Source organism: Alsobacter sp. KACC 23698, assembly GCF_045348435.1.
Lineage (GTDB): Bacteria > Pseudomonadota > Alphaproteobacteria > Rhizobiales > Beijerinckiaceae > Alsobacter.
In genome coordinates, this window is the sequence record NZ_CP157484.1 from 2,708,890 (window position 1) to 2,727,218 (window position 18,329).

Genomic DNA, 18,329 nt, shown 5'->3' on the forward strand with positions numbered 1-18,329 from the left:
ACTAGTCCTTGACGTCCGGAGGGGCGCCGCCCTAATTTCATGACTGTGCAGCACAGCCGTCGCGGCCCCTTGCGGGCGGCGTCGGGCGGGGCCGGACAGGGACGCCGCAGGCTGGCGCCGCCCTGCCTCCTTCTCCCGCGGGGCGGGTGCGGCGCGAGGGCGACGGAAGGCCTGAAGAGCCATCCGGGCCCGCAGGGGCAGCAAACAGATTATGGCCAGGGGCTGGACCTTGAACCGGCTCGGCGGACTTGCGCGTCCGCCCTATAGGGGACCACGATGCGGATCGAACGTCGCTACACCAAGACCGGACAGTCGCCCTACGCGGAGATCCCGTTCCGCTCCGCCACGAGCGAGATCCGCAATCCGGACGGCTCGATCGTGTTCCGGCTGGAGGGAATCGAGGTTCCGCGCCAGTGGAGCCAGGTGGCGGCCGACGTGCTGGCCCAGAAATATTTCCGCAAGGCCGGCGTCCCCACCCGCCTGAAGAAGGTCGAGGAGAACAGCGTCCCGTCCTGGCTGTGGCGCTCCGTCCCCGACGAGGCGGCGCTGGCCGCCCTGCCCGAGGCCGAGCGCACCGGCTCGGAGATGACCGCCCAGCAGGTGTTCGACCGGCTGGCGGGCTGCTGGACCTATTGGGGCTGGAAGGGCGGCTACTTCTCCACCGAGGAGGACGCGCAGGCGTTCTATGACGAGCACCGCTACATGCTGGCCATGCAGATGGTGGCCCCGAACTCGCCGCAGTGGTTCAACACCGGCCTGCACTGGGCCTATGGCGTGGACGGCCCGGCCCAGGGCCACTTTTATGTCGACCACAAGACCGGCAAGCTGACGCGCTCCAAGTCCGCCTACGAGCATCCCCAGCCGCACGCCTGCTTCATCCAGTCCGTCGCCGACGACCTCGTCAACGAGGGCGGCATCATGGATCTGTGGGTGCGCGAGGCGCGCCTGTTCAAATACGGCTCGGGCACGGGCTCCAACTTCTCCGCGCTGCGCGGCGAGGGCGAGAAGCTCGCCGGCGGCGGGCGCTCCTCCGGCCTCATGAGCTTCCTGAAGATCGGCGACCGCGCCGCCGGGGCCATCAAGTCCGGCGGCACCACGCGCCGCGCCGCAAAGATGGTGGTGGTCGACGCCGACCATCCCGACATCGAGGCCTATATCGACTGGAAGGTGAAGGAGGAGCAGAAGGTCGCCGCCCTCGTCACCGGATCCAAGCTCTGCCAGAAGCACCTCAAGGCCATCATGAAGGCCTGCGTCAACTGCGACGGGCCCGACGACGCCTGCTTCGACCCGGAGAAGAACCCGGCCCTGAAGCGCGAGATCAAGCTCGCCCGCCGGTCGATGATCCCGGACAACTACATCAAGCGCGTCATCCAGTTCGCCCGCCAGGGCTACACCGAGATCGCCTTCGACACCTACGACACCGACTGGGACAGCGAGGCCTACCTCACCGTCTCGGGCCAGAACTCCAACAACTCCGTGCGCGTCACCGACGAGTTCCTCGGCGCGGTGGAGAGCGACGGCGACTGGCGGCTGAAGGCGCGCATCACCGGCAAGCCGATCAAGACGCTGAAGGCGCGCGAGCTGTGGGAGAAGATCGGCCACGCCGCCTGGGCGTCGGCGGATCCCGGCATCCAGTTCCACACCACCATCAACGACTGGCACACCTGCCCGGCCTCGGGCGAGATCCGCGCGTCCAACCCGTGCTCGGAATACATGTTCCTGGACGACACGGCCTGCAACCTGGCCTCCGCCAACCTGCTGCAGTTCCGCAAGGCTGACGGCCTGTTCGACGTGGACAGCTACGAGCACGCCACCCGCCTGTGGACCATCGTGCTCGAGATCTCGGTCATGATGGCGCAGTTTCCGTCCAAGGAGATCGCGGAGCTCAGCTACCGCTACCGGACGCTGGGCCTCGGCTACGCCAATATCGGCGGCCTGCTGATGACCTCCGGCATCCCCTACGACTCCCCCCAGGGCCGCGCCATCTGCGGCGCGCTGACCGCGATCATGACCGGCGTCGCCTACAAGACCTCGGCCGAGATGGCGGGCGAGCTCGGCCCCTTCCCGGGCTACAAGGACAATGCGGGGCACATGCTGCGCGTCATCCGCAACCATCGCCGCGCCGCCCATGGCGAGACCTCCGGCTATGAGGGGCTGCGCATCGCCCCGGTGCCGCTCGACCACGCCTCCTGCCCGGACGGGCGGCTCGTCCACCACGCCCGCAAGGCCTGGGACGACGCCCTGGCGCTCGGCGAGACGAACGGCTTCCGCAACGCGCAGTCCACCGTCATCGCCCCCACCGGCACGATCGGGCTGGTGATGGACTGCGACACGACCGGCATCGAGCCCGATTTCGCGCTCGTGAAGTTCAAGAAGCTCGCCGGCGGCGGCTACTTCAAGATCATCAACCAGGCCGTCCCCGAAGCCCTGCGCACGCTGGGCTACGGGGAGGCGCAGATCGCCGAGATCGAGGCCTATGCGGTCGGCCACGCCTCCCTCGCCCAGGCGCCCGGTGTGAACCACACCACGCTGAAGGCGAAAGGCTTCACCGACGATAAGATCGCGGCGGTGGAGAAGAACCTGGCGTCGGCCTTCGACGTCAAGTTCGTCTTCAACAAGTGGACGCTCGGGGAGGACTTCCTGGCGGGAAACCTCAAGGTTCCGGCCGAGAAGTTGGCGGACCCCTCCTTCGAGCTCCTCGCCTTCCTCGGCTTCACCAAGGGTGAGATCGAGGGCGCGAACATCCATGTCTGCGGGGCGATGACGCTGGAAGGCGCGCCGCATCTCAGGCGTGAGCACTACCCGGTGTTCGACTGCGCCAACCCGTGCGGGCGCATCGGCAAGCGCTACCTCTCGGTGGAGAGCCACATCCGCATGATGGCGGCGGCGCAGCCCTTCATCTCCGGCGCGATCTCCAAGACCATCAACATGGCCAACGACGCCACCGTGGAGGACTGCAAGAACGCCTACATGCTGTCCTGGCGCCTCGCCCTCAAGGCCAACGCCCTCTACCGCGACGGCTCCAAGCTCTCCCAGCCCCTGAACTCGCAGCTCATCGCCGACGAGGACGAGGAGGACGAGGTGGAGGCCCTCATCGCCCAGCCGGCCTCGGCCCGGGCGGCGGCGCTCTCTGAGAAGATCGTCGAGCGGGTGGTGGAGCGCATCGAGCGCATGCGCGAGCGCGAGAAGCTGCCCGACCGGCGCAAGGGCTACACCCAGAAAGCCAGCGTCGGCGGCCACAAGGTCTATCTGCGCACCGGCGAGTACGAGGACGGGCGCCTCGGCGAGATCTTCATCGACATGCACAAGGAGGGCGCCGCCTTCCGCAGCCTGATGAACAACTTCGCCATCGCGATCTCGCTCGGCCTGCAATATGGCGTGCCGCTGGAGGAGTATGTCGACGCCTTCACCTTCACGCGCTTCGAGCCGGCCGGCTTCGTGCAGGGCAACGACGCCATCAAGAACGCCACCTCTCTGCTCGACTACGTGTTCCGCGAGCTCGCCATCTCCTATCTGGGCCGGCACGACCTCGCCCATGTGCCGCCCGAGGCGACCGTGTTCGACGCGCTCGGCAAGGGCGAGGACGAGGGACGCGCCCCGGCCGGCCACGCCTCGCGGGTGGTCTCCAAGGGCCTGATCCGCGGCAAGTCGACGAGCCTCCTGGCCATCCAGGGCGGCGCCGCCGAACCCCGCAGCACGCCCGCCACGGCCTCGGCCGGCGGCTACGTCACCCAGGGCGCCACGGCCCTGAAGCAGCAGGAGGCCCTGAAGGAGGACGTCGCCCAGGAGGTCGAGCGCGTCATCGACGAGGGCGGCCTCGGCAACCTCGCCTTCGCGCCCCCCGCCCCCCGCGAGCAAGGCCCCTCCAAGCGCGCCGAAGCCCTGATGAAGGGCTACCAGGGCGACGCCTGCGGCGAGTGCGGCAACTTCACGCTCGTGCGCAACGGGACGTGCCTGAAGTGCGATACGTGTGGCGGGACGACGGGGTGTAGCTGAGGGGGGGCGTCCTACCTACCTCCACAATAAGCTCTAATTGTTTTGGACCTGCCTGCAGCTTGGCAGGCAGGTCTCTCTAAGTTTTTGACTTAACTTTTGATCTGGAAAGCAGAAATGATCACAGATGCGGGTCCCCAAGCTGGCGGACGCTTTAGCAAGTTGTATTTAACTCCGCCCCATCTTGGCACAGACAGTCTACGCGCGCGCACCCGGGTTTCGGCGTTGCTTCGTAAGCTCCAACTTGATCAGACGGAGATAGCTGAAGCGATAGAGCGGGAACATGGGGTTTCAGTCCCCATGGGTATGTATGCCTATCTTTTCGACAGCTTTATCGCTGGATGCGAGCTAAGGGATTTTCTCGATCTCGTAACGACCGTATTGGATGTTATCGGAAAAACTGACCAACGCCGGTCGATCTGGATTTCTGAAATACGCAGGATATTCTTGGAAGAACATCTTGCGTATGATTTAGATAATCTCGGGAACGTCCGCAGAAAGATCGATGAGGAATTCCATCGTAACCTAGATTCGACTATACGCGCGCTATCATCTGAGAGATATCGCTCCGTGCGGACTGAAGTTGAAAGGTCACAAGAATTCTTATGTAACATCGCACCCAGCAACAAACTTGCAGTTAGGGCTACTTTTGAAGCGGCCGAGACAGTTTACAAACTTATGTTTCCAAACTCACCTCGGCTGGCTAGCAACGACTTGCAGGGCACTTTAGGAGTCGTTCTCGGCAGACAATATGGTCACATCGATCTGAGGTCGTCGATGAAAATGATGAAGTCATTCGGCGACTGGGTTGATGCGGCTCATTTTTTTAGACACTCCGCCGGCGCCGAAGAACCCACTGAGCCACGGCTTAGTCTAACCGTGCTTCTAATCAGCACAGGATTTAGCTTTATAAGATGGCTAGCTGAGATCGATGACACAACATTTCAGACTGCTACGGACCGTTGACTATGACCACCTCTCCTGTATTTCAATCACCCACCCATCTATTGGGTAAACCTCTCCGACGGCCGCACCATGAGTGGTCCGTTGACGCGATCCTGCGCCCAGTCAATGCCAAGCCGGAGTAGCTGGCGACAATGTATATTAATGGAAAGTGCTAAAGCTTGACAGTATTAAGGTTCATTCCTACCTTAGCTTAAGCGCGGCGTATTGGGCGCTTCTGGCTTTTCTGAGGGCATTGCACATGGCCAAGAATGGCACCCCCGGCGACGGGCATCGCAACGGCATGGTCAAGGACCGGTCGCAGACTTACAACCCAAAGACCGAGACTTGGACGAAGCGGGACGCAGATAGCGGCCGCTTCATGGACGGGAAGAAAGATGGAAAGCCTTTCAAAGGCGTACGTAAGGAAAAGTGAAACGGAGCCGGGCGTGCGAGCCCGGCTATTTCCACGTCAGGCTGCCGCGGCGACCGGACCCGCCTCCGCGGCCTAGCGGCGTGACACACCCCTTCTTGCCCCGGGAGAAGGCCGAGCCCGGGCCCTTGCGCCTCTCCGGAGGGCGTCAGTCCTTCAGGGGGTCGTGGCCCCAGTTCATCAGCGAGTAGCGCCAGCGCGTGTCGGAGACGTCGCCGGCGGGGCGCTGGGCGAGGTGGCGGTGGACGTAGCCCACCACCTTGCGCATATGGGCGCGGTCGTCGTCGTCGAGGTCGGCCTTGCGGGTGCGCAGGATCTCCACGATGCGGCGGCCCGAATGGTGGCCGACCGATTCCGGCCCGCCCGCCTGCGCCTTGGGGCGCCCGTCGGCCCAGCCGACCTCGCGCGAAGGCTCGGTCTTGAGCCAGCGCTCCAGCTCGGCCGGGGCCATGTTGACCACCCGATGAAACTCCTCCTCGACCTCAGGCTGCGCCTTCTCCATCGCGACCTCCCTGGCGTTGCGGCGATGGCCGCCCAACGGCCCCCTCCCCGGCCCCGTTCCGCCCTGCGACCACGCGTCCGACCCGACGGCCCCTCACCCCAACCCTCTCCCCGTCCCGGGGAGAGGGGGTCGACCGCGGCCCTTCCCAACGGTTCCGCCCCACCCACCCCCTCATCCTGAGGAGCCAGGCCCAGCGTCTCGAAGCCCAAGGGCAAGCGAGCGCAAACCCACCCCGTCATCCCCGGCGCGCCGCAGGCGCGGGAAGGGGATGACGCCCTTCTCCCCGGCACGGGGAGAAGGTGGCCCGAAGGGCCGGATGAGGGGATACGCAGCCACGGCTCTTGACAAACGGATAAAATTCCTATAACCCTGTCCATGCTCCGGTCCACGGAGGGGCGTCTGCAGCGTGACGGATGTGGATCGGGGGCGGCGGCCGTCAAAGCCGGGCTCACGACCCGGTCGAGGCGGCGGACGAAAGACAAGGTCCGACTAGCGACAACGCGAAGGGGCTGAAAGCGCCCCGGGATCTTCCTTTCATCCTCCAACGCTGCGCGCGGAGCGGTGGGGCCTGGCGGCCTCCCGGCTTCACTATCCACCTACCCCACTCGCCGTGGGGTCCCCAGCGACGCCGCTCCGCGCCGCCCTCCGACACTCCGGGCCGAAAGGCCGCGGAGCTATCGCCGTTCCGTTCTCCCCGGCACGGGGAGAACGCAGCCGAGCGCAGCGAGGTCGCTTGAGGGGCCGAAATCCAGCCAAGCCCCGACGCCCCTCACCCCAACCCTCTCCCCGTTCCGGGGCGAGGGGGCCGACTGCGGTCCTTCCCCACCCCCGTCATCCCCGGCGCGCCGAAGGCGCGGGAAGGGGATCCAGAAAAGCCGGGCGAAGGGCGCCCCTCTCCAAACCTCTCTGGATCCCCTTCCCGGCGCTGCGCGCCGCCGGGGATGACGGAGGCTGGCCCCGCCACCCGTCACCCCAACCCTCTCCCCGTCCCGGGGCGAGGGGGCCGGCTGCGGCGCTTCCCCACCCCGTCATCCCCGGCGCGCCGAAGGCGCGGGAAGGGGATCCAGAAAGGCTGGGCGACGGGCGCCCTTGTGCCAACCCTCCTGGATCCCCTTCCCGGCGCTGCGCGCCGCCGGGGATGACGGGGCGGATAGGCGGCTGGGGGTCGAGCCAAGCCCCCTTCGCCCCAGCCCTCTCCCCGGTCCGGGGCGAGGGCGCCGGCCGCGGCGGCGCAAAAAGCGTCGGCTTGTGTCGGCACGGGGGCTCGGCGAACGTCTTGGAGAGGACGACGAGCGAAGGAGCCCTCCATGTCCAAGATCGCCCCCTGCCTGTGGTTCGCCGACGACGCCGAGGAGGCTGTGAAAACCTATGTGTCGCTGCTGCCCGACTCGCGCATCGACAGGATCCAGCGCAACGCCGTGGACGGCCCGGCCGGCAAGGCCGGGAGCGTGCTGGTGGTGGAGTTCACGCTGGCCGGCGTGCGCTTCCTCGCCCTCAATGGCGGCAAGCGCGTCGACTACGGCCACGCGGTGTCGTTCCAGATCGATTGCGAGGACCAGGCCGAGGTCGACCGCCTCTGGGACGCGCTGCTGGCGGACGGCGGCGCGCCGCACCAATGCGGCTGGCTGAACGACCGCTGGGGCGTGCCCTGGCAGGTGACGCCGCGCGCCCTGCCCCGCCTGCTGGCGGACCCGGACCGCGAGCGGGCCGGGCGCGTCATGCAGGCCATGATGGGCATGGTCAAGCTGGACGTCGCCGCGCTGGAGAGGGCCGCCGCCGGCGCCTAATGCGCCATCAGCACCGGCAGGGTGGCCGATTCCAGCACCGTCCGGGTCGTGCCGCCCAGCACGACCTCGCGGAAGCGCGAATGGGCGTAGCCGCCCATGACCAGCAGATCCGCCCCCACGTCGGCGGCGTGCGACAGGAGCGCGTTGCCGATGTCGAGGTCGCTGGTGATGCGCCGCAGCTCGGCCCTCACGCCGTGGCGGGCCAGATGCCGCGTGATGTTGAAGCCCGGCAGGTCCGCCAGGCCCTCGGCGTTGATGGTCGTCACCTCCACGCGCTTGGCCCGCCGCAGCAGCGGCAGGGCGCCGGCCAGCGCCAGCGTCGCTTCGCGGCTGCCGTCCCAGGCCACGAGCGCGTGCTCCAGGCTGGCGGGGTCGCGCTGGATATAGGGCGTGACCAGGATCGGCCGGCCCGAGCCGAACAGCGCCGCCTGCAGGATGGAGGGCTCGGCCGTGGACTTCTGCGCGTCGGGCTGACTCACCACCGTCAGGTCGAAATGGCGGGCGAGCTCGGCCGCCTGCCGGTCGCCGGCGGCGCTGGAGATCGTCGTCTTCAGGGCCTCGGCGACGACGCCGCGGGTGGCCGCGGCGCCCAGGAAACGCTCGCACAGCGCGTCGGCGGCGGCGTGCATCTCCACCGAGAGGCGTTGCACCAAAACGCCGGCGGCCTCGGCGAACACATAGGCGTCGTCCACCTCGCCGACGGGGGCGACCCCGGTGGCGTGCGCGTCCAGGAGCGTCGCCAGGGACAGGCCGTAATTCAGCGTCGCGTCGCCGCCCCGCCCGCCCCCGAGCTCGATCAGTATGTCCTTCATCGGCATGACAGCCTCCCGTTCAGGCCGCCGAGCGCTGGCCTGTCAGGGCGATGCTGGCGCCATCCGCGGCGCCGCGCATTGCGGGCGATCAAACCCGCGAGGCGTCAGGCCTCCGCGGCGCGCGACACGAAGGGCGCGGCCACCACGTTGCCGGCCCGCGGATCGCGGCCCGCGCCGCGTTCGCGCGGCGGCGGCTCGGCCGGACGCTCGGCGGCCTGCTGCGCCTGCGCCCGCTCGGCGGCTTGCGCCCGCTCGGCGGCCTGGGCTCGCTCGGCGGCTTGCGCCCGCTCGGCGGCTTGGCCGCGCTCCGGCTGCGTCCGCTCGGGCTGGGCCGGGCGTCGCTCCATCGGCTCGCGGCCGCCGCCGAAGCGCTGCAGCGGGCCGATGCCCTCCAGGTCGTCCAGGATGGCGTTCAGCGCCGCGTCATTGGCCTGCGGGGCCGGCTTGTTGGGCTGGCCCTCCATGGCGATGGCCCGGTCCGTCCAGGCGGCGTCGTCCGTCACCTCTGGCCCGAACCAGGCCGGCGGCCAGAAGCGCGCCGCGTCCTCGCCCTCGGCGAACTCCACATCCACCACGTCGACCGGCTGGGAGCTGAGGATCTTGGTGAGCTGCACCATCCGCCCCGCCGCGTCGAGGCGCGTGCGCTCGAAGCCGATCCGGGCCGCGCAGGCGTCCAGCAGCGCCTCCGCGTGGCGGCGCGGCACGTCGAAGCGCTCTTCCTCGGGCGCATCCTGGCCCTCACGGGTGATCAGCACCAGCGTGCTGGCCTGCTGGCTGATCTCGACCGCCTGCTGCCGCTCGGTCTGCGTCGGGAGGTAGCCGGTCACCGACCGTTCCGACACGCCGCGCTCCTTGCGCGCCAACCGCGCGAGCGCCGCCGATACAAGAAATCGACGAACCGATTTCATGGAGTAATCCCTTCCAAACACAATCGAGGGCCCATCCGGCCCCTGTACGCCCCCTCATCAAGTCTGCGCGAATGGCTTTTTCGCGTCAAACTTGTGTACGCAGGTGTGTCCTAGCCTCACGCGCATCCTGGCCGGCGAGCCGCCGGCCCGGCGAATCGCCACGCCCGCCGACCCGACAGCCGACAGCCGGACCCTGCGTCGTGAGTGCGCTGGCGAACCGCAAAAGCTCGGGCGAAGCGGGCGATGGAACGGGAACTTGGGTTCTCCGGTTTTCCCGACGCCATGAGGTTTAGGAAGACATGACCTTTCGCCGGCTCACCGTGAAGCTCGCAAAAGGCGCCGTCGCCGCCTCGGTCCTGTGGGGCGCCCCGGCCTCGCCCGCCCTGGCCCAGTCCCCAGCGACGATCTCCGTCCCGAGGGCCGCCGCCCCGGCCGACGACGGCCAGTGGACCATGCCGGCGAAGAACTTCGCCAACACCCGCTTCAGCGAACTCAACGAGATCACGCCGGCCAATGTCGGCCAGCTCAAGGTGGACTTCACCTTCTCGCTGGGCGTCAACAAGGGCCAGGAGGCCCCGCCCATCGTGGCCGGCGACACGATGTACATCGTCTCGCCCTATCCCAACGTGCTCTATGCGCTCGATCTGACCAAGCCCGGCGCGCCGTTGAAATGGCGCTACGACCCCAAGCCCGAGGCCGCAGCGCAGGGCGTGGCCTGCTGCGACGTGGTCAATCGCGGCCCCACCGTGGTCGACGGCAAGGTCTACATGTCGACGCTGGACGGCGACGTCGTGGCGGTGGACGCCGCCACCGGCAAGGAGGCCTGGAAGACCAAGGTGGCCGACATCAATGTCGGCGAGACGGTGACGATGGCCCCCTTCGTGGCGAAGGGGAAGGTGTTCGTCGGCGATTCCGGCGGCGAATACGGCGTGCGCGGCTGGATCCAGGCGCTCGACGCGGGCAGCGGCAAGCCGGTCTGGAAGGCCTACAACACCGGCCCGGACAACGAGGTGCTGATCGGGTCCGACTTCAAGCCCTTCTACGAGGCCGACCGCGCCAAGGACCTCGGCGTGTCCACCTGGCCGCCGGACGCCTGGCGCCAGGGCGGAGGCACGGTCTGGGGCTGGATCGCCTACGACCCGGACCTGAACCTCCTCTATCACGGCACCGGCAATCCCGGTCCCTGGAACTCCGACCAACGTCCCGGCGACAACAAATGGACCAACGCCATCTTCGCCCGGAACCCCGACACCGGCCAGGCCCGCTGGGCCTATCAGATGACGCCCCACGACCTGTTCGACTGGGACGGCATCAATGAGAGCATTCTGCTCGACATTCCCTGGAAGGGCGAGATCCGCAAGACGCTGGTGCGCCCCGAGCGCAACGGCCACCTCTATGTGATCGACCGCGCCACCGGCGAGGTGCTGTCGGCGGAGGCCTACGCCGCCATCAACGCCACCTCCGGCGTCGATCTCAAGACCGGCCGCCTCGCCTATGTGAGCGACAAGCAGCCCCAGGTCGGCAAGGTGGTGCGCGACGTCTGCCCCACCGCCCCCGGCTCGAAGGACTGGAACCCCTCCGCCTTCTCGCCCGTCACGGGCCTGCTCTACATTCCTCACAACAATGTCTGCATGGACTGGGAGTCCGTCGAGACGAGCTACATCGCCGGCACCCCCTATGTCGGCGCCGAGGTGCGGATGAAGCCCGGGCCCGGCGGCCATATGGGCGAGTTCAAGGCCTGGAACATCCTGGAGGGCAAGCCCGCCTGGGTCATCACCGAGCGCTTTCCGGTCTGGAGCGGGGCGCTGGCCACGGCCGGAGACCTCGTCTTCTACGGAGACATGGAAGGCTGGTTCAAGGCGGTGAACGCCCGCACGGGAGAGATCGTGTGGAAGTTCAAGACCGCCTCCGGGATCATCGGCCAGCCCACCACCTACAAGGGCCCGGACGGGCGCCAGTACGTCGCCATCCTGTCGGGCGTGGGCGGCTGGGCCGGCGCGATCGTCTCCGGCGACCTCGACCCGCGCGACGGCACGGCCGCCAAGGGGTTCGTCAACGCGGTCCGGGATCTGAAGAACGTCACCACGCCGGGAGGGACGCTCTATGTCTTCCGCCTCCCCTGACGTCAGCGTCCACGCCGTCGCAGGCGGCGCCCTGCTGGTCGCCATGAGCCTCGCGGTCGCCGGATGCCAGCGCGAGGAGCGCGAGTATCGGCCCTTCCCGGTCGCCGACGAGAGCCGCGAGGCCATCGCGCTCACCACCAACTCGGCCGGGCCCTCGCCCCCCGAGATCAAGGTCAGCGGCAAGGGCCGGACCTATGAGGCCAACGCCTACCACCAGAGCCAGGGCAAGAAGTACTACGCCTGGTTCAACTGCAATGGCTGCCACGCCAATGGCGGCGGCGACTCCGGCCCGCCCCTGATGGACGACCGCTGGATCTATGGCGGCTCCATCGAAAACATCGTCCAGACCATCCGCGAGGGCCGGCCCAACGGCATGCCCTCCTTCCGCGGCAAGATCCCGGACGACCAGATCTGGCAGATCGCCGCCTATGTGAAGTCGATGAGCGGCGGAACCAGCTCCGATTCCGCGCCGCAGCGCAACGACGACATGCATGCGCGTCCCTCCGAGAGCCGCACGCCGCCGAGCCCGCCCGGCAACGGCGCGACGGCCCAGCCGGGTCCCCTGAAATGACGGCCCGCCGGGCGCTGGTCCTGCCTGCGCCGCTTCTGCTAGCGCTTGGCGGCTGCGAGCGCTGGCCCGCCGCCCTCGACCCGCACTCGCCGGAAGCCTCCTCCATCGCGTCGCTGATCGGGGGCTTCGTCGCCCTGCTCGGCGCCATCTGGCTGGCCGTCGTCGTCGCCAGCCTGCTCGCCATCCGGCGCGGCCGCGCCGATGCGGCCTCGGCCGAACCGCAGTCCTATGACGCGGCGGCCGAGCGCCGCCGGACCGCGTGGGTCAGCGTCCTGACGGTGGCGACGGCGGTGGTCGTGCTGGTCCTGACGGGGTTCAGCTACGCCACGCAGCGCGTGCTGTTCGGACCGCGCCAGGAAGGCCTGACCATCCTGGCGACCGGCCACCAATGGTGGTGGGAGCTGCGCTACGAGGACGCCGACCCGTCCAGGATCGTCGAGACCGCCAACGAGATCCATGTCCCGGTCGACGTGCCGGTGACCCTCAAGCTGGAGTCCTCGGACGTGATCCACAGCCTGTGGATCCCCAGCCTGATGGGTAAGATCGACCTGATCCCCGGTCGCCAGAACTATTTGCGGTTCAAGGCTGCGGCGCCGGGCGTCTATCGCGGCCAGTGCGCCGAGTTCTGCGGGGTCCAGCACGCCCATATGGGCCTCCTCGTCGTCGCCGAGCCGGTCGAAGACTTCGAGCGCTGGCGGGACGCCCAGCGCCGGACCGCCGTGGAGCCCTCCGATCCCGAGCGTCAGGCCGGGCATGACGCCTTCCTGAAGCGCCCCTGCGTGATGTGCCACGCCATCCGGGGCGCCGGAGCGGGCGGCAGGTCTGGGCCGGACCTCACGCATGTGGGCGGACGCCGCACCATCGGCGCCGGGACTTTGCCGGCGACGCGCGGCGCGCTCGCCGCCTGGATCGTCGATCCGCATGGGGTGAAGCCCGGCGTCGACATGCCGATGGTCAAGCTCGATCCGGACGAGCTGAATTCGATCTCGGCCTATCTCGAGAGCCTTAAATGACCGACGTCGCAGCCCGCATCCCGCCCGGAGCCGCGCCCGCCAAAGCCCGCGAGAGGCTGCTGCGCGACAAGGATCTGCGCGACACCGGGCTCGGCCCCACGGACTTGCACGACAGGCTGAGCGCGGCCTGGGGCTCGGGGCGCGGCCTCCTCGCCTGGCTCTCGGACGTCGACCACAAGGCGGTGGGGCGGCGCTACATCGCCACCGCCTTCCTGTTCCTGTTTCTGGCGGGCGCGGCGGCGGTCGCTATGCGGCTGCAGCTGGCGCGGCCGGAGTCCCGGCTGATCGGCCCGGACCTCTACAACCAGCTCTTCACGATGCACGGCACGACCATGATGTTCCTGTTCGCCGTTCCGGTGATGCAGGCCTTCGCGGTCTATCTGGTGCCGCTGATGGTGGGCACCCGCAACATCGCGTTCCCGCGGCTGACCTTGTTCAGCTACTACGTCTTCGCCTTCGGCGGAGCGCTGATCTGGGTCGCGTTCATGCTGAACATCGGCCCGGACGTGGGCTGGTTCGCGTATACGCCGCTCTCCGGACCCGAGTTCTCGCCCGGCAAGCGCTCCGACATCTGGGCCCAGATGATCACCTTCACGGAGGTGTCGTCGCTCGCCGTGGCCGTCTCGGTGATCGTCACCACCTTCAAGCAGCGCGCGCCCGGCATGACGCTGGACCGCATCCCCCTGCTCGTCTGGGCGATGCTGGTGACGTCCTTCGTCATCCTCTTCGCCATGCCGGCCGTGATGCTGGCCTCCAGCATGCTGATCATGGACCGGCTGGTCGGGACCCAGTTCTTCAACCCTGCGGAGGGCGGCGACAGCCTGCTCTGGCAGCATCTGTTCTGGTTCTTCGGCCACCCGGAGGTCTACATCATCTTCCTGCCCGGGACCGGCTTCGTGTCCCAGATCATCGGCGCCTTCTCGCGCCGCCCTGTGTTCGGGTACCTGGCGCTGGTGCTGGCGCTGGCGGCGACCGGCTTCCTGTCCTTCGGGCTGTGGGTGCACCACATGTTCGCGACGGACCTGCCGCAACTGGGCGCGAGCTTCTTCACCGCGTCCAGCATGCTGATCGCGGTGCCGAGCGGCGTTCAGATCTTCTGCTGGATCGCGACGCTCTGGGGCAGCCGCCCGGTCCTGGCGACCCCGATGCTGTTCGTGCTCGGCTTCCTGTTCATCTTCGTGCTCGGCGGCATGACCGGCGTGATGGTGGCCTCCGTGCCGATCGACCTGCAGGTCCACGACACCTATTTCGTCGTGGCCCACTTCCACTACGTGCTGATCGGCGGCGCGGTCTTTCCATTGATCGGGGCGGTCTACTACTGGTTCCCCAAGATCACCGGCCGGATGCTGAGCGAGCGGATGGGGCGCTGGAATTTCTGGCTCGCCTTCGTCGGCTTCAACCTGACGTTCTTCGTCATGCATATCCTGGGGCTGATGGGCATGCCCCGGCGCGTCTACACCTACCAGGCCGACCTCGGCTGGGGGCCGCTGAACCTCGTCGCCACGGCGGGCTCTCTGGTGCTGGCCGCGAGCTTCGTCCTGCTGGCCGTCAACGTCGTCGCGAGCCTGCGCTCCGGGGCCCGGGCCGGGCCCGACCCCTGGGGAGCGGGCACGCTGGAATGGGCCACGCCCTCCCCGCCTCCCGTCTACAACTTCGCGCGCTTTCCCATCGTCACCCACCGCGAGCCGCTCTGGGCCGAGCCCGACGGCCTGCCGGTCGCGCATGGCCTTGCGGTGAACCAGCGCGAGGTCCTGGTCACGACGCTGACCGAGGCCCGGCCGGACCTGCGCGAGACCATGGTCGGCCCCTCGATCTGGCCGCTGATCTCGGCCGTCGCGGTCGCCATCGCGTTCATCGCCTCCATCTTCTCGCCCTATGCGGTGATCTGGGGCAGCGCCCTGGTCGGGGCCGCGCTGCTCGGCTGGTTCTGGCCGAAATCGCCCAAGGAGGACCTCTGATGACGACGGTCCGTCCCGCAGGCCCCATTCCGGGGAGGCCGTCATGAAGATGCGCGCGGTCGCGGATCTGTCCGGCCTGCCCACCTACGCGTTCGGCTCCCGCAGCCCGATCTGGTGGGGCACGCTCGGCTTCGTCGCCATCGAGGGCATGGGCTTCGCCCTGGCGGTCGGGAGCTATCTCTATCTCCACCACCTCAATCCGCAGTGGCCGCTCAGCGCCGATCCGCCCAACCCCTGGCCGGGCGTGATCCTGACTCTGCTCCTGCTGGCGAGCCTCTGGCCGAACCGCCTGGTCGACAAGGCGGCCCATGAGGAGAACCTCGCCGCGGTGCGCCGGCTCTCCGTCATCATGTCCGTGATGGGCCTCGCCGCCATCGGGGTCCGCCTCTGGGAGTTCGGCGTCTTGCATGTGCGCTGGGACCAGAACGCCTACGGGTCGCTGACCTGGCTGATGCTGGGCCTGCACGCCACCCACCTGATCACCGACGTCGGCGACACGCTGGTGCTCACGGCCCTGATGTTCACCCGCCACGGCCAGGGCAAGCGCTTCAGCGACGTCAGCGACAACGCCTTCTACTGGTACTTCGTGGTGGGGGCCTGGCTGCCGATCTTCCTCGTCGTCTACGGGATCCCGAGATGGTGAAGCCCCGCCCCACGCTGTCCGACGACGCCCTGTCGCAGGGCCAGCTGGGCCCGCGCCACCCCCGGTTCGGCTGGATGGGCCTGGCGCTCGGCCCCGGCGCCTGGGCCGTGAACACGCAGGCCAACCTCATCCTCACGCCCTTCGCCTGCGCCGCTGGACGGCCCTGGCCCGTCTATGTCTCCCTCGCGCTGGCGCTGGTCTCGCTCGCCGGGGCGGTCGCCTCGGCGGTCGTCTGGAGCCGGGCCGGCGGCCTGGCCCGCTACCGCGAGCGCGGCGACGGCAAGCCGGGCCTGCTCCTGGCCGGGATCGGGGTCGGCTCTGGCCTCCTCTTCGCCCTCGTCATCCTGACCCAGGGCGCGGCCGGGCTCGTCTTCATCGGGTGCGAGAGATGACGCCGCGGCCGGGGCGCCCGAAGGCGATCGCCATGGCGGCCGCGGCGGCCTGGACGATGGCGGCCTCCCCGGCCCTGGCCCATGCGGGCCACGCCCACGCGGCGCCGGGGTGGTTCGAGGACGGCTGGGCCACGGTCCTGGTCGCCGTGGCGGGCGTGCTCTATGCGGCCGGCCTCGCCCGGCTCTGGCGGCGGGCCGGCGTCGGGCGCGGCGTCGCGGTCTGGCGGGCCGGCTGCTTCGCCGCGGGCTGGACCGCGCTGGCCGCCGCCCTGGCGTCGCCGCTGGCCGGATGGGCGGACCGTGCCTTCTCCCTCCACATGATCGAGCACGAGGTCCTGATGACGGTCGCCGCGCCGCTGCTGGCGCTGTCGCGGCCGCTGCTGGGCATGCTGTGGGCGTTCCCGCTTGCGTCCCGCCGCGCCCTCGGCGGCGTGGCGACGGCCGGTCCCCTGGCGGCGGCCTGGGCGTTCCTGACCGATCCGCTGGCCGCCACCGTCCTGCACGGGGCCGCCCTGTGGCTGTGGCACATGCCGTCCCTGTTCACGATGGCGCTGGGGAGCCCGGTCTGGCACGCGCTCCAGCATGCGAGCTTCTTCGGCACGGCGGTGCTGTTCTGGTGGAGCCTGGCGAAGGAGCGGCTGGGACGGCCGGACTACGGCCCTGCCGTGTTCTGGCTGTTCGTGACCAGCCTCCACACCGGCTTCCTCGGCGTGCTCCTGACTCTGGCGCCCTCGCCCTGGTACCCGTCCCAGGAGGGATCCGCCAACCCGTTCGGCCTCAGCCCGCTGGAGGACCAGCAGATCGCCGGGCTGGTGATGTGGGCCCCGGCGGGCCTCGTCTACGCCGGCGCGGCGCTGCTGGCGCTGGGCCTGTGGGTCGGCGCCTCCGGCGGCCGGGCCACGACCGCCGCATCCCCGATCGGCCAGGGAGGACGCCATGTCCCGCTCGCGCGGTGAAACCGCCATGCTGCTGACGGGCGCGGCGGCCGGCGTCACGGCCGCCGTCGCCGCTGTCGCCCGCGTGATCGCCCCGCGCAACCGGCGCCGGGCCGCGGACCCGGAGATGGAGGCGCAGGCCCAGGTGCAGGCCGAAGCGGAGGCCGGGCTGCACGACCCCGCCGACATCGTCGAGGCGACGTCCGCCGCCGCCGGGGGCCGCGTCGGGCTGCTCGTCGCCGGGCTCGTTCTGGCGGCGATCGCCGCAGCCGGATGGTTCTGGACCGACGCGGCCTGGCGAAAGCGCGAGCAGGCCATCGCCCTGGCGGGAGCGGACCCGGCCCGCGGGCCCGAGCTCTTCCGCCGCTATGGCTGCGGCGGCTGCCACCTGCTGCGCCCCGTCCCGCAGGCGAACGGGCGGGTCGGCCCGCCGCTCGACGACGTGGGCTCGCGCGTCTATCTGGCGGGCGTGCTGCCCAACACGCCGGAGAACCTGGTACGCTGGATCTACGATCCCCGCGGCGTCTCGCCCCGCAGCGCGATGCCCAACACGGGCGTGTCGGAGGCCGAGGCCCGCGAGATCGCCGCCTATCTGCTCAGCCGCTGACGGGCGCCCTCACCGCGTCGCCGTCACATGCATGGCCTTGATGTCGCTGCGGTTCAGCCAGGCGATCTCCGGCGCCGCGGTGCCCATCATCTTGGCCACGACTCCGACCGGCACGCCATATTTGACCGCGTAGGACGCCATGATGGCCGTGCCTTTGTCGCTCGAGCCGCGGCTTGTGAAGGCGGTGTGCACTCCGATGCGGGCCGTGCGCGAGGCCAGCCGGCGCGACCCGGCCGCGAAGATCATGAAGCAGCCGCTGGCGCAGGTGTCGACCACATAGGTGGGCAGCCCGCGCCGGCGCACCGTCTCGGCGATCGCGAGGCTCTCGCCCAGGAACCCGCCCGGAGAATCCAGCGCCACGAGGCCGACCCGCCGACGGGACTCGTCGAGCCGGATCAGCAGCTCGGCGAAGCGCAGGCTGTCGCCGGTGTCGATCTTGCCCTGGATGACGACGGCCAGCGGGCCGCGCCGGCCCGGCTCGAGCACGCTGAACGTCGCCGCCGACGCCGGCGCCCAGGCGCACAGGACGCCGGCCGCGCCGCAGAGCGCGGCCAGGCCGGCCCGCCAGACCCTTGAAATTGTGGGGTGCATGAAACCCTCCCGCCTGCGCTCAGGCTCGCTCCGGCCGGCCCGCGCGTCAACCGCTCGCTGTGCGGCCAAACGCGCCGGGCGGCGTCCCGCCGACGCGGCCAGCCCGAATTCTTGGCGTT

At 69.2% G+C, this 18,329-nt stretch carries 16 protein-coding genes; 12 read left to right on the top strand and 4 right to left on the bottom strand.

Going from position 1 to position 18,329, the window contains the following annotated elements:
• Positions 1–276: 276 nt before the first annotated feature.
• The 3 genes from ABEG18_RS12565 (at position 277) to ABEG18_RS12575 (ending at position 5,371) form a co-directional block, all read left to right on the top strand.
• Positions 277–3,996, top strand: coding sequence for a vitamin B12-dependent ribonucleotide reductase (locus ABEG18_RS12565; protein WP_406858395.1), 3,720 nt, complete (start codon positions 277–279; stop codon positions 3,994–3,996).
• A gap of 114 nt (positions 3,997–4,110) precedes the next feature.
• Complete coding sequence (locus ABEG18_RS12570) at positions 4,111–4,959, top strand: hypothetical protein (RefSeq protein ID WP_406858396.1); 849 nt, start codon at positions 4,111–4,113, stop codon at positions 4,957–4,959.
• A 238-nt stretch (positions 4,960–5,197) separates the two neighbouring features.
• Complete coding sequence (locus ABEG18_RS12575; protein WP_406858397.1) at positions 5,198–5,371, top strand: hypothetical protein; 174 nt, start codon at positions 5,198–5,200, stop codon at positions 5,369–5,371.
• A gap of 145 nt (positions 5,372–5,516) precedes the next feature.
• Here ABEG18_RS12575 and ABEG18_RS12580 read toward each other — a convergent pair whose 3' ends face one another.
• Positions 5,517–5,870 (bottom strand): DUF3140 domain-containing protein, encoded by a 354-nt coding sequence (locus tag ABEG18_RS12580; RefSeq protein WP_406858603.1) that lies wholly within the window; start codon positions 5,868–5,870, stop codon positions 5,517–5,519.
• Positions 5,871–7,177: 1,307 nt separating this feature from the next.
• Here ABEG18_RS12580 and ABEG18_RS12585 point away from each other — a divergent pair.
• Positions 7,178–7,657: a VOC family protein gene (locus ABEG18_RS12585; RefSeq protein WP_406858398.1), complete on the top strand. Its 480-nt coding sequence runs from the start codon at positions 7,178–7,180 to the stop codon at positions 7,655–7,657.
• Here ABEG18_RS12585 and ABEG18_RS12590 read toward each other — a convergent pair.
• Positions 7,654–8,475: a universal stress protein gene (locus tag ABEG18_RS12590; protein WP_406858399.1), complete on the bottom strand. Its 822-nt coding sequence runs from the start codon at positions 8,473–8,475 to the stop codon at positions 7,654–7,656. The two genes, ABEG18_RS12585 and ABEG18_RS12590, sit on opposite strands and share 4 nt — an antisense overlap.
• A gap of 98 nt (positions 8,476–8,573) precedes the next feature.
• Positions 8,574–9,311, bottom strand: coding sequence for a hypothetical protein (locus tag ABEG18_RS12595; protein ID WP_406858400.1), 738 nt, complete (start codon positions 9,309–9,311; stop codon positions 8,574–8,576).
• A 365-nt stretch (positions 9,312–9,676) separates the two neighbouring features.
• Here ABEG18_RS12595 and ABEG18_RS12600 point away from each other — a divergent pair, with 365 nt between their 5' ends.
• Genes ABEG18_RS12600 through ABEG18_RS12635 form a run of 8 tightly spaced genes read left to right on the top strand, consistent with a single transcriptional unit; the run spans position 9,677 to position 17,619 of the window.
• A complete protein-coding gene (locus tag ABEG18_RS12600) occupies positions 9,677–11,500 on the top strand; it encodes a methanol/ethanol family PQQ-dependent dehydrogenase (RefSeq protein WP_406858401.1) in 1,824 nt (607 codons plus the stop codon).
• A complete protein-coding gene (locus ABEG18_RS12605; RefSeq protein ID WP_406858402.1) occupies positions 11,481–12,071 on the top strand; it encodes a c-type cytochrome in 591 nt (196 codons plus the stop codon). Before ABEG18_RS12600 ends, ABEG18_RS12605 begins: the two co-directional genes overlap by 20 nt.
• A complete protein-coding gene (coxB, locus tag ABEG18_RS12610) occupies positions 12,068–13,084 on the top strand; it encodes a cytochrome c oxidase subunit II (RefSeq protein WP_406858403.1) in 1,017 nt (338 codons plus the stop codon). The genes ABEG18_RS12605 and coxB overlap by 4 nt, the downstream gene beginning before the upstream one ends.
• Positions 13,081–15,042 (top strand): cytochrome c oxidase subunit I, encoded by a 1,962-nt coding sequence (ctaD, locus tag ABEG18_RS12615; protein ID WP_406858404.1) that lies wholly within the window; start codon positions 13,081–13,083, stop codon positions 15,040–15,042. Before coxB ends, ctaD begins: the two co-directional genes overlap by 4 nt.
• 43 nt (positions 15,043–15,085) lie before the next feature.
• Positions 15,086–15,685: a heme-copper oxidase subunit III gene (locus ABEG18_RS12620; protein WP_406858405.1), complete on the top strand. Its 600-nt coding sequence runs from the start codon at positions 15,086–15,088 to the stop codon at positions 15,683–15,685.
• On the top strand, positions 15,679–16,077 hold the full coding sequence (locus tag ABEG18_RS12625; RefSeq protein WP_406858406.1) for a hypothetical protein: 399 nt from the start codon (positions 15,679–15,681) through the stop codon (positions 16,075–16,077). The genes ABEG18_RS12620 and ABEG18_RS12625 overlap by 7 nt, the downstream gene beginning before the upstream one ends.
• Positions 16,074–17,033 carry a cytochrome c oxidase assembly protein gene (locus ABEG18_RS12630; RefSeq protein WP_406858407.1) on the top strand — a complete coding sequence of 320 codons (960 nt, stop codon included), beginning with the start codon at positions 16,074–16,076 and terminating at the stop codon, positions 17,031–17,033. Before ABEG18_RS12625 ends, ABEG18_RS12630 begins: the two co-directional genes overlap by 4 nt.
• Positions 17,014–17,619 carry a c-type cytochrome gene (locus tag ABEG18_RS12635; protein ID WP_406858408.1) on the top strand — a complete coding sequence of 202 codons (606 nt, stop codon included), beginning with the start codon at positions 17,014–17,016 and terminating at the stop codon, positions 17,617–17,619. Before ABEG18_RS12630 ends, ABEG18_RS12635 begins: the two co-directional genes overlap by 20 nt.
• Positions 17,620–17,628: 9 nt before the next feature.
• Here the strand turns inward: ABEG18_RS12635 and ABEG18_RS12640 are convergent, their stop codons facing one another.
• Positions 17,629–18,210 (bottom strand): ATP-dependent Clp protease proteolytic subunit, encoded by a 582-nt coding sequence (locus ABEG18_RS12640; RefSeq protein WP_406858409.1) that lies wholly within the window; start codon positions 18,208–18,210, stop codon positions 17,629–17,631.
• Positions 18,211–18,329 lie beyond the last annotated feature (119 nt).